This window comes from Streptomyces sp. NPDC058157 (genome assembly GCF_042884105.1).
Classification (GTDB): Bacteria; Actinomycetota; Actinomycetes; order Streptomycetales; family Streptomycetaceae; genus Streptomyces.
Window position 1 is genome coordinate 1 of the sequence record NZ_JBHVUQ010000215.1, and the last position, 11,238, is coordinate 11,238.

The 11,238-nt window shown below is 74.9% G+C and carries 8 protein-coding genes; 4 read left to right on the forward strand and 4 right to left on the reverse strand.

Going from position 1 to position 11,238, the window contains the following annotated elements:
• Window positions 1-23: 23 nt before the first annotated feature.
• Window positions 24-1,445: an APC family permease gene (locus ACFVXK_RS32870; RefSeq protein ID WP_389619079.1), complete on the reverse strand. Its 1,422-nt coding sequence runs from the start codon at window positions 1,443-1,445 to the stop codon at window positions 24-26.
• Between the two features lie 440 nt (window positions 1,446-1,885).
• Between ACFVXK_RS32870 and ACFVXK_RS32875 the strand changes: the two genes are divergently transcribed.
• Window positions 1,886-3,202 (forward strand): serine hydrolase domain-containing protein, encoded by a 1,317-nt coding sequence (locus ACFVXK_RS32875; RefSeq protein ID WP_389619082.1) that lies wholly within the window; start codon window positions 1,886-1,888, stop codon window positions 3,200-3,202.
• A 161-nt stretch (window positions 3,203-3,363) separates the two neighbouring features.
• On the opposite strand, the gene ACFVXK_RS32880 is transcribed toward ACFVXK_RS32875, so the two are convergent.
• Window positions 3,364-5,499 (reverse strand): SpoIIE family protein phosphatase, encoded by a 2,136-nt coding sequence (locus tag ACFVXK_RS32880; protein ID WP_389619085.1) that lies wholly within the window; start codon window positions 5,497-5,499, stop codon window positions 3,364-3,366.
• A 4-nt stretch (window positions 5,500-5,503) separates the two neighbouring features.
• Complete coding sequence (locus tag ACFVXK_RS32885; protein ID WP_389619099.1) at window positions 5,504-6,952, reverse strand: MFS transporter; 1,449 nt, start codon at window positions 6,950-6,952, stop codon at window positions 5,504-5,506.
• A gap of 173 nt (window positions 6,953-7,125) precedes the next feature.
• On the opposite strand from ACFVXK_RS32885, the gene ACFVXK_RS32890 reads away from it, so the two are divergent.
• The gene (locus ACFVXK_RS32890) at window positions 7,126-8,037 is read left to right on the forward strand and encodes a LysR family transcriptional regulator (protein WP_389619088.1); all 912 of its coding nucleotides are present in this window, start codon (window positions 7,126-7,128) and stop codon (window positions 8,035-8,037) included.
• Between the two features lie 249 nt (window positions 8,038-8,286).
• Window positions 8,287-9,015 (forward strand): class I SAM-dependent methyltransferase, encoded by a 729-nt coding sequence (locus tag ACFVXK_RS32895; protein ID WP_389619091.1) that lies wholly within the window; start codon window positions 8,287-8,289, stop codon window positions 9,013-9,015.
• A 21-nt stretch (window positions 9,016-9,036) separates the two neighbouring features.
• Here the strand turns inward: ACFVXK_RS32895 and ACFVXK_RS32900 are convergent, their stop codons facing one another.
• Window positions 9,037-9,948, reverse strand: coding sequence for an alpha/beta hydrolase fold domain-containing protein (locus ACFVXK_RS32900; RefSeq protein WP_389619094.1), 912 nt, complete (start codon window positions 9,946-9,948; stop codon window positions 9,037-9,039).
• A gap of 227 nt (window positions 9,949-10,175) precedes the next feature.
• On the opposite strand from ACFVXK_RS32900, the gene tdh reads away from it, so the two are divergent.
• A complete protein-coding gene (gene tdh / locus ACFVXK_RS32905) occupies window positions 10,176-11,204 on the forward strand; it encodes an L-threonine 3-dehydrogenase (RefSeq protein ID WP_389619096.1) in 1,029 nt (342 codons plus the stop codon).
• Window positions 11,205-11,238: the final 34 nt, after the last annotated feature.

Genomic DNA, 11,238 nt, shown 5'->3' on the forward strand with positions numbered 1-11,238 from the left:
CTTCCGGCAGGTGTCGTGGGAGGCTACGCCGCAGCCGGCTCCCCGGCCTCCTCCTCGGCGTCCTCCGGGATGCTCACCAGCCAGCGGGTGTCCTTGCGGGGCCGCAGGTACAGCGCCCAGTACAGGGTGGCGACGGCCGTGATGCCGCCGGTCCACAGCAGGTACTCGGTCTCCTGCTGGGTCAGGATGTACGCCAGGACGGCGATCAGCGCGATCGGCACCGCCGGCCACAGCGGCATCCGCCAGGCGGCCGCCTCGCGGTGCGCCCCGCGCCGACTGAACAGCGCCGCCACCGCGACCAGCAGGTACATGCCGGTCACCGACACGCCCGTCACCCCGTAGAGGGTGTCCAGGTTCACGAAGCACATCGCCGCGCCCGGCAGACCGACCAGCAGGGTGGCCACCCACGGGGAACCGAAGCGGCCCAGGCGGGACAGGCCGCGGTTGACCGGCTCGGGCCAGGCCTTGTCACGGGCGGAGGCGAACAGCACCCGGGAGTTCTGGATGACCATGACGATGCCCGCGTTGATGATCGCGAGGGCCACGCAGAGGCTGACGAAGGTGCCGACGGCCGAGTTCGACCAGGCGGTCACCATCGCGCCGAGGTCGCCGGCGGCCAGCGCGTCCAGGTCCGGGGCCCCCATGGTGATCGCGATGACCGGGATCAGGATGACGGCGGTGGAGATGGCCAGCGTGGCCAGGACCGTCCGGGGCACGTTGCGGCGCGGCTTCTCCAGCTCCTCCGAGAGGTAGACGGCCGTCGAGAAGCCCTGGGTGATGAACAGCGCGATCGCCAGCCCGGAGACCACCATCATCGCCGTCACCGTGGAGGTGCCGCCGCCCTCGGCGGCCACCGTGCCGTGCACCAGCGCGTCGGCGCCCCGCTCGCTGTGGGCGAAGCCCAGCACGGCCACCAGCGCGGCCGCGATCACTTCGAGGACCAGGAAGATGCCGGTGATCCAGGCGTTGGCCCGCAGGTCCAGCAGACCGGCGAGGGTCGCGAGCAGCATCACCGCGCCGCCGGCCACCGGGGCCGGGATGTGGACCACGGGCGCCAGGTAGTCGGCGGTGCCCATGGCGATCACCGGGGGCACGATCATCACCACGAGCAGCGACAGCACGAACACCAGCCAGCCCGCGAGGCGGCCCGCGAGGGTGGAGACCATGGCGTACTCGCCGCCCGCGCTCGGGATCAGCGTGCCCAGCTCCGAGTAGCAGAACGCCACGCCGATGCAGAGCAGCGAACCGATCGCGATGGTCAGCGCGGTCCAGGTGCCGAGGCTGGAGAAGAGATCGGGCACGACGACGAACAGGGTCGAGGCGGGCGTCACGCACGACAGCGTGAGCAGGGTCCCGCCGACGACGCCGATGGAGCGCTTCAGCTTCTGGGGGGTGGGCCCGGTGGCGGGGGCGAGCGCCTGGGGCGCGCTGATCGTTTCAGTCATCGGTGCGGGATTTCCGATCGGCAGTTGCGAAGAAGAGGGGGTGCGGGAGCGGTATCGCCTCCGGGGCGGTGGTGGGCACTTCTGCTGGGTGGCTCCCGTGGCCGATATGGAAACTCGACGACATCCGCAGGTCAAGAGATGTCCACCTGCGGATTCCATCGTGCTCGGCGCCCGTTGCCGCCGATAGGAGTGTTAAGGCCGCGTAAACGCTGACCGTTGCGAGGTGCGGGAACCGAAGGGAGATCCAATGAATTTCCTTCCGCTTTGCACGAAGTCAAGACGTCCCGTGGGTGGAGATACGTCTGGTCCTGCGGGCGTATGCGCCGAGCGCCGGGATCGTCCGTCCGGGCGATGGGGGGCCGGTGCCCGCCCCGACAGAATCGAGCCCACAAGATCACTTGGCGGCCCGGGACCGGCCGCCCGGACCCGGGGAGACCCACGTGCAGCTCGCACCGCAGGACCGCAACCGCCGCTTACGGGGAGCCGCGGCCGCCACGGCCGTCGTCCTGGCCCTCCTGGCCGGGGCCGCTCCGGCCCAGGCCGCGGCCCCGGCCCCCGCCGGACCCGCCGCCACCGCCGACGGCATCGACCGGTCCGCCCTCACCAGCGCGCTGGACGCCGTGCACGAGGCCGGCGTCTACGGGGCGTACGCCACCGTCCGCGACGGCCGCGCCCGCTGGAACGGGGCCACCGGTGTCGCCGACCGGGACACCGGCCGCCCCACCACCCCCGGCATGCGCCACCGGGTCGGCAGCGTCACCAAGTCCTTCACCGCCGTCGCCGTGCTCCAGCAGAGCGCCCGGGGCCGCGTCGGCCTCGACCGGCCCGTCGCCGACTACGTCCCCGGCCTGCTGCCGGGGGAGCGCGGCCGCAAGGTCACCGTGCGGATGCTGCTGAACCACACCAGCGGGATCGCCGACTACGCCGCCGAGGCCTTCCCGTCCCTCAAGGAGGGCTCGACGAGGAGCCTGGACGACTTCCGCCACCGCACCATCACCCCCGGCCGGCTCATCGCCCTGGGCGCGGCCCAGCCGCAGCTTTTCGAGCCGGGCTCGGACTGGTCGTACTCGAACACCAACTACGTGCTGCTGGGCGAGGTGCTGCGCGCGGTCACCGGCGAGGACCCCGAGAAGGTGATCACCCGGGACGTGATCCGCCGGGCCGGGCTGCGGGACACCTACTTCCCCGGCACCGAGGAGCGGATCAGGGGCGCCCACGCCCGGATGTACGAGAACTGGTACGGGCTCATCGACCCGCCGCGCGACTACGCCGACTACAACATGACCTGGGGCGGCACGGCTGGCGCGCTCGTCTCCACCACCGACGACCTCACCTCCTTCTACCGGGCCCTGTTCCAGGGCCGCCTGCTGCCCGCCGAGCAGCTGGACCAGATGCGGACCACCGTGCCGGTCAAGGACGAGAGCGGCGCCGTCGCCATGCGCTACGGGCTGGGCGTCTTCGCCGTGGACACGCCCTGCGGGACCGCCTGGGGCCACAACGGGGCCGTCTTCGGCGCCGGCACCGAAGCCATGACCACCGCCGACGGCACCCGGCAGTACGCGGTGGGCCACAACCTGATGAAGTACGAGCGCTTCGACGCCGAGGGCAAGCCCGTCCCGCACCCCGCCGACGCGGCCCGGGGCGCCTTCGCGCTCCGCGCCCTGTGCCCGGCCGCCGACGGCGCCCGCCCGGCCGCCGCCCCGCAGCCGCCGACCGAGCCCCTGGACTCCCTCCCCTTCAAGGGGCTCAAGCGCTAGGGCCTGTCTGACAATTCCCGCCGGGGCCGGGTCGCCCGGCACGTGCGCTCGCCGCACGGCCGAGACGCCCAAGTAGCTCCGCTACGAGGGCGTCTCGGCCGCACACCGATCGCACGCACCGAACGGCCCGGCCTGATCCGGCGCGAATTGTCAGACAGGCCCTAGGAGGCGCCCGCGGCGCCCGTGCGGGACGCCAGCAGCAGGGCGATGTCGTCCGGGCGGTCGGCCTGACCGCCCGCCACGGCCACCAGGCGGTCCGCCGTCTCCGTCAGCGGGGCCGGGCGGGCGGCGGCCAGGGCGGACCGCAGCCGCTCCACGCCCTCGTCGATGTCCGCGCCCGGCACCTCCACCAGCCCGTCCGTGTAGAGGGCCAGCACCCCGCCCGGCTCCAGCAGCAGCTCCGTCTGCGGATAGGACGCCCCCGGGTCGACGCCCAGGACCACCCCGCCCGCCAGGTCCAGCACCTCCGCCCGGCCGTCCGGGCGGCGCAGCAGCGGCTGCGGATGCCCCGCCCGGGCGGCCAGCGCCCGCCCCGACACCGGGTCCAGCAGCACGTAGCAGCAGCTGGCGAACTGCCCCGGGTCCAGGTCGATCAGCAGCCGGTTGGTGCCCCGCACCACCTGCTCCGGGGTGCTGCCGCCGATCGTGAACGCCCGGACCGCACTGCGCAGCTGGCCCATCGTCGCGGCCGCCGCCACCCCGTGGCCCTGGACGTCCCCGATGACCAGCGCCAGCCGCCCCGCCGCCGCCTCGATCACGTCGTACCAGTCGCCGCCCACGTCCATCCCCGCCGAACCCGGCAGGTACCGGCCCACCGTCGCCACCCGGCCCGTCACCGGCAGCCGGTGCGGCAGCAGCGCCGCCTGCAGCCCCCGGGCCAGCGCCGCCTCGTTCTCGTAGCGCCGCGCCCGGGCCAGGGCCTGCGCGATCAGCCCGGCCAGCGCGGTGAGCACCGTACGCTCCTCCGGGCTGAACCCGCGCGGCGCGTCGAACCCGAGGATGCACGAGCCCACCGGCCGGCCGGAGGCGATCAGCGGCAGGAAGGCCCGGGCGCCCACGTCGGCGTCCAGCGGGATCCCCGGATAGGCCGACGCCAGGTGCTGCATCGACTCGAAGAACAGCGGCCGCCCCGAGGTCAGCGTCTCCACACCCGGCAGCCGCACGTCCAGCGAGACCCCGTCGAACCGGTCCAGGAACCCCTGGGGGAACCCGGTCTCCCAGGCCAGGTGCAGATGCCGCTCGTCCAGCAGGTAGATCGCCAGCTGCCGGCCCCCGAACGCGGGCAGCAGCTCCTCCGTGACCACCGCCGACACCTGCCGGGCCGTCATCGCCTCCGTCAGCGCGATCGCCAGGGCCACCGGCCGGTACAGGGCCGAGGCCCGCGCGGCCGGAGCCCCCGGCCCGGCACCCGGCCGGGCCGCCGCACCGGGCGCGTACACGGGCCGCTCGGCCGCCTCCAGCACCACCGTCACCCCCGACGGCCCCGGATACAGCCCCACCGACAGCGCCGGCGGATCCGCGTTCGCCCCGCGCCGCGCGTCGAAGAACACCGGCTCACCGGAGAGGAACGCCCCGCGGAAGTGGTCCTCGTACGCCGGGTGCTCCAGCCACGGCAGCGCCTCCCACAGCCCCCGCCCCACCAGCCGCCCCGCGGGCAGCCCGAGCAGCTCCCCGACGGCGGCACTGGCGAACCCCACGACCCCCTGCCGGTCCACCGACAGCACCCCCTGCGCCAGCCGCTCCACCGCCTCCCCGGCGCCCCCGCCCGGCACCGGCCACGGCACGCACAGCGGATCCCCCTCCCAGCGCACCGGATCCCCGGCCGCCGCCAGCCCCGCCAGCTCCCGCGCCAGCCCCTCCGCGGCCTCCCGCATCAGCCGCCGCTCCCCGGCCTCCACCGAGGCCGCCGCCGGACGCACCACCAGCAGCACCCCGAACCGCTCCGACCCGGTCCCCACCGGCTCGTACAGCGACCCGAACGGGAACGGCAACCCCGCCATCAGCTGCGGGAACCGCCGGACCGCCGACTCCCCGTCAGGCAGGTGCACGGCCTGCCCGCTGCGGAAGGCCTCCGCCACCGGGAACGGGCGGTTCACCTGGATCCGCCACCAGGGCCGGAACAACGGCCCCGGCAGACCCGTCACCGCCGCCATCCGCAGCAGCCCCTCGGTGCCCGAGCGCAGGTACACCCCGCCCGCGTGGCCGCCCAGCGCCCGCACGGCATCCACCGCCGCCCGCGCGAGCACCCGGCCCGCGGCCTCGGACGCCGCGCCGGCGCCGCCCGGTCTCGCCGTCATACGGTCAGGATGCTCCCTGGCCCCCGGCCGCTGCACTCCGGCGCTCGCCGGACCCCCGGAAGCCGAACACCACCGCCGCCGCGGCCACCAGCAGCACCGCCGCCACCGTGCGCAGCGCCACCCCCATGGCATCCGTGAAGGCGCCCGCCGCTGCGGCGTCCACCGCCGGGCTCCCGTGGAACCGGGAGGCCAGCACGGTGCCGACCACGGCCACGCCCAGCGCCGCGCCGATCTCCCGGGCCGCGGTGTTCAGCCCCGAACCCAGCCCCGCCTGGTGCGGGGGCAGCGACGAGACCACCGTCACCGTCAGCGAGGGGGCGCACAGCCCCGTCCCCACGGACAGCACCAGCAGGTAGCAGCCGTACACCGGGTACGGGGTCCCGGCGTCCACGGTCGACACCAGCAGCAGGCCCCCCGCGATCAGCCCCAGCCCCAGCCCGACCGGCAGCCTGGGGCCGGTCCGCTGCTGCAGCCGGGCCCCGAAACGCGGCACCAGCGCCATGCCGACCGTCAGCGGGACGATCGCGAAACCGGTCTGGGCGGGCGAGAAGCCCTTCGCGTACTGCAGGTACTGGGCGTTGACGAAGAACAGGGAGAACAGCCCGAAGAACGCGGCGCCGATGCCCAGCGCCCCGGCGCGCAGCCGGCGCGAGAGGAAGACGCGGGGGTCCAGCAGCGGGCGGGCGACGCGCAGCGCGTGCCCGGTGAACGCGGCCAGCAGCGCCGCCCCCGCCGCGAACGCGGTCAGGACCTGGACCGAGGCCCAGCCGTACGAGGGCCCCTCGATGATCCCGTAGACCACCGAGAACAGCGCTCCCGCCAGGATGAGCGCCCCCAGCGGGTCGACGGCCGCGTCGGGCCGCGACGGCGTGCGCGGCACCGTACGGGCCACCGCGACGGCCAGCAGCGCGCCCAGCGGCACGACCGCCCAGAACAGCGCCCGCCAGGTGAGGAACTCCCCGGCCAGACCACCGCCGACGTTGCCCGCCAGGCCCCCGAGGCCGGCGGAGAGCGTCCAGGTGGCCAGCGCCTGCGGGCGCCGCTCGGGCGGGGTCAGCTGGATCAGCACCGACATCGTGGCGGGCATGATCAGGGCGGCCCCCGCCCCGCACAGCCCGCGCCCGGCGATCAGCACCGCCGGATCCCGCGCGAGCGCGCTCAGCGCCCCGCCCGCCGCGAACAGCCCGAGACCGGCGAGCAGCGCGCCCTTGCGGCCGTACCGGTCGCCCAGGGCGCCGGCCGGGATCAGCAGGGCCGCGAAGACGATCACGTAGGCGTCCACCGCCCACAGCAGCTGCCCCGGGCTCGGGTGCAGCGTGGACGCGGCCAGCTGCGGGATCAGCAGGTTGACGGCGGCGACCATGCCCTGCGCGACGAGGACGCAGGCGTAGAGGGCGAGCAGGGCGGCACGGGACAGCCCCGGGGCCGCCGCCGCGGGGGCGGTGACGGCGATGGTGGTGCCGGACGCGGGGGGCGCGGCCGGTGTGCGGGCATGGCGGAGCACGGCTCCTCCTCGGAGTCGGTGGACGGTGGTGGTCGGCCGGGGGACCGCCTGGCGATCAACCCCGCGGAACCACCGTAGGGTTGGACCGACCTGCTTTCCAGTGCAACTTCCGCAAGGGATGAATGCGTGTGACGCAATCCAGACCGGCCGGGCTGGACCTGAACCTGCTCCTCGCCCTCGACGTCCTGCTCGAGGAGTCCAGCGTCTCCGGGGCGGCCGCCCGCCTCCACCTCTCCGAGCCCGCCATGAGCCGCACCCTCGGCCGGATCCGCAAGGCCCTCGGCGACCCCGTGCTCGTCCGGGCCGGCCGCACCATGGTCCCCACCCCCCACGCCCTCTCCCTCCAGGGCGAGGTCCGCTCCGTGGTCGAACGGGCCCGGGCCCTGTTCCTCACCGGCGGCGAGGTCGACCTGCGGACCCTGGAACGCAGCTTCACCGTCCTGGCCCACGACTCCTTCGCCGCCTCCTACGGCGCCACCCTCTTCCAGCGGATGGCCGACGAAGCCCCGGGCGTCAGGCTCCGGTTCCTCTCCGAGAGCCACGTCGACGTGCCCGCCCTGCGCGAAGGGGTCGCGGACCTGGAACTCGGTGTCATCGACAACCGTTCCCCCGAGGTACGCGTCGAGCACCTCTTCGACGAGCGGATGCTCGGCGTGGTCCGCCCCGGACACCCCCTCCTGCGCGGCCCCCTCACGGCCCGCCGGTTCGCCGGGGGGGAGCACCTGATCGTCTCGCGGCGCGGCAGGCTGGAAGGCCCCGTGGACACGGCCCTCGCCGAACAGGGCCTGTCCCGGCGGGTCGTGGGCAGCATCGGCTCCTACCCCGCCTCACTGTTCGTGCTGCGCGAGACCGACCTCATCGGCCTCGTCGCCACCCGGACCGTCCCCCAGGCCGAAGCGCTCGGCCTGGTCACCTTCGAGGTCCCCCTCGACCTCCCCACCCTCCCCTTCGGCCTCGCCTGGCACCCCCGCCACGACGCCGACCCCGCCCACACCTGGCTCCGCGCCTGCGCCCGCGCACTGGTACACCCCTGAGGGGCCCCTGACACGCCCTGGACGGGCCGCCCGACCGCGCCCCTGGACGGGCCGCCCGACCGCGCCCCTGGACGGGCCGCCCGACCGCGCCCCCGACGGGCCGCCCTGACGGGGCCCCGACCGGACCCCTGACAGGTCTCCGCCCGGGACGCCCCGGCCCCGCGCACTGACCCGAACGCCTCCCTCGTACGGGGGACGCACCGGCCCCGCCCGCCGTTCCCCGCGCCCCCGCCGGGGAGGCATGGCGGCATGCACGACGACACCTCCACCCACCCCGCGCCCCGGGCCGCCTTCACCGCGGCCGACGCCTACACCCTGCGCACCGCCCTCGACGCCCTCGGCGGGGTCCGCGACCTCGACACCCTCGACGTCGCCTGCGGACACGGCGGCACCGCCGCACTCCTCGCCAGCGGCGGCGCCCGCCGGACCGTCGGCGTCGACAACTGCCCCGACCGCGTCCGCCGCGCCCGCGAGCGCCAGAGCGACGGCCCCGGCAGCCGCACGGCCACCGTCGAGTACGTCGTCGCCGACGCCGCCGACATGCCCCAGCTCGGCCCCTTCGACCTGGTCACCGCCGTCTACCCGTTCAGCCACGCCCCCGACCGGGCCGCCCTGCACGCCATGTTCCGCGGCATCCGCGCCAACATGCGCCCCGGCGGCAGGCTGCTCTCCCTCGTCCGCAACCCCGGCGCCTACCCGCGCGTCGACTGGTCCCCGTACGGCATGCGCATCCTCGACCGGGTACCCGACGGCGACGCACCCCTGCTCAAGGCCCAGTTCCTGACCGAACCCCCGCTCCACTTCGAATACCGCGAATGGGCGCACGCCGACTTCGCCGAGGCCGCCGTCGACGCCGGCTTCACCACCGTCGCCTGGCAGCCCAGCCGCACCCCGCCCGCCGACGCCGCGCGCGACGAGGCCTACTGGACCGCCTACCGCGCCGCGCCCGTCAGCTCCCTGATGACCTGCACCGCGTAGGCGACGGCACGTGGCCCCGGCTCACTCCTCGTCGGCCGTCGCCCGCACCAGCTCCACGATCCGGTCCCGGGCCGCCCGCCCCTCCGGGACCGGCAGCAGCGGATACCCGTGCGGCATGCCCGGCTCCTCGTGCCACTCCACCTCCGCACCCGCCGCCCGCGCCCGGCGCAGCAGCTCCCGGCTGTCCGTCGTCAGCACGTCCCGGGTCCCCGTGAACACCGTCAACGGCGCCAGCCCCGCGAACGACCCGTGCAGCGGGCTCACCCGGGGGTCGTCCGCCGTCAGCGTCCCCGCGTACAGCCGCCCCGCCTCCGCCAGCCCCGGCCGGGCCAGCACCGGATCGGCCGCCTCGATCTCCGCCTGGCCCGGATGGCTCATGCTCACGTCCAGCCACGGCGAGATCAGCACGATCCGCGACGGCTGCGCCCCGGTCCGCTCCCGCAGCCGCTGCGCCGCCGCCAGCGCCATCCCGGCCCCGGCCGAGTCCCCGAGCAGCACCGTCCCGCCGGCGCCACCGCTCTCGATCAGACCGCTCAGCAGGTCCGCGGCCACCGGGACGGTCCGGTCCGCCGTCCCGCGCGGGGCCAGCACGTACGCCGGCACCACCACCCGGGCGCGGGCCCGCGTCACCAGGGTCCGGATCAGCGACCAGTGCGGCCGCACCAGCTCGTTGATGAACGCCCCGCCGTGCACGTACAGCACCCGCGCCACGGGCTCCTCCCCGAGCGGGGAGACGTCGTACACGGGCCAGGCGCCCACGAAGGTCCGCGACACCTCGGCGACCCGCCCCAGCGAACGCGGCGGAAGGTGCGAGGCGGGCCTGCGGGCCGCCTGCGCCACCGTCGCCCGTACCGCCTCGGCGGTCGCGAACCGTCTTCGCCGGCCCGTCGCCACCAGTGCGGCCGACAACGCCCTGCTGCGCAGACTCGGCACGCCCCTCACCTCCCCTTTCACCCCGGCCCCGGACCGCACGGGCGATCCCGGACCAGGCCCTACCCCGTTCCAGGGAGGAGCATAGGCGTGAAGCTGCGCTGTCGACCCGCTTAAGAAAGTCTCGATGGACTGATCACCGCACCGATCGGCACATTGGTGCCCATCACCGCCACTCGCGCACCAGCGGGCCCGGCGCCCCCTCCTTCCGCACGCCTGGAGCCACCCCCATGAAGGCACTCGTCAAGCACAAAGCCGAACCCGGGCTGTGGCTCATGGACGTCCCCGAGCCCGAGTACGGCCCCGGTGACGTGCTGATCAAGGTGCTGCGCACCGGAATCTGCGGGACCGACCTGCACATCCGCGCCTGGGACGGCTGGGCGCAGGGCGCGGTCAAGACCCCCCTCGTCCTCGGCCACGAGTTCGTCGGCGAGGTCGCCGCCCTCGGCGCCGACGTCCGCGACATCGAGATCGGCGCCCTGGTCAGCGGCGAGGGCCACCTGGTGTGCGGCAAGTGCCGCAACTGCCTGGCCGGCCGCCGCCACCTGTGCCGCTCCACCATCGGGCTCGGCGTCGGGCGCGACGGGGCCTTCGCCGAGTACGTGGTCCTGCCCGCGCAGAACGTCTGGGTCCACCGCACCCCGGTCGACCTCGACGTGGCCGCCATCTTCGACCCGTTCGGCAACGCCGTGCACACCGCGCTGTCCTTCCCGCTGGTCGGCGAGGACGTGCTGATCACCGGCGCGGGCCCGATCGGCATCATGGCCGCCGCCGTCGCCAAGCACGCCGGCGCGCGCAACGTCGTCATCACCGACGTCAGCCCCGAGCGCCTGGAGATCGCCCGCAAGGCCGGCGCCACCCTCGCCGTCAACGTCGCCGAGTCCTCCATCGCCGAGGCGCAGACCCGCCTCGGCCTGCGCGAGGGCTTCGACGTCGGCCTGGAGATGTCCGGCCGCGCCGAGGCGATGCGCGACATGATCGACAACATGACGCACGGCGGCAGGATCGCGATGCTGGGCCTGCCCGCGCAGGAGTTCCCCGTCGACTGGGCCAAGGTCGTCACCTCGATGATCACCATCAAGGGCATCTACGGCCGCGAGATGTTCGAGACCTGGTACGCGATGACCGTGCTGCTGGAGGGCGGGCTCGACCTCACCCCGGTCATCACCGGCCGCTACTCGCACACCGACTTCCAGGCCGCCTTCGACGAGGCCGCCACGGCCCGGAGCGGCAAGATCATCCTGGACTGGACGAAGTAGCCCGCGGCGGGGCGCGGTCCGCACGGCCCCGGCC